General features: G+C 35.0%; 1 protein-coding gene. It reads left to right on the top strand.

Annotation, left to right across the window (positions count from 1 at the left end; translation table 11 throughout):
- The coding region (locus C1I98_RS46940) for a ribonucleotide-diphosphate reductase subunit beta (protein WP_199537625.1) at nt 1–377 on the top strand (377 nt) is incomplete at both ends.

Below are 377 nucleotides of genomic sequence, written 5' to 3'. Positions count from 1 at the left end.
TCACTCCCCTTTATTACTTAGGTCATAATCAACTAAACAATGTGGCTGAGATTATTAAACTAATTCTTCGTGATGAATCAGTTCATGGAACTTATATTGGTTACAAATTCCAATTAGGCCTTAAAGAGCTTGGTGAAAATGAACAGCAAGAAATAAAGGATTGGATGTATAACTTCTTATACGATTTATATGATAACGAAGAAAAATATGTTCATACTTTGTATGACCAAGTTGGTTGGACTGATGAAGTTCTTACCTTCACGCGTTATAATGCTAACAAAGCCCTCATGAATTTAGGGCAAGACCCATTGTTCCCTGATACTGAAGCTGATGTTAATCCCATCGTAATGAATGGGATTTCAACTGGAACTTCTAAC

Source organism: Spongiactinospora gelatinilytica (assembly GCF_003236385.1).
GTDB lineage: Bacteria > Actinomycetota > Actinomycetes > Streptosporangiales > Streptosporangiaceae > Spongiactinospora > Spongiactinospora gelatinilytica.
This window is presented reverse-complemented; position numbering and strand designations above follow the sequence as displayed.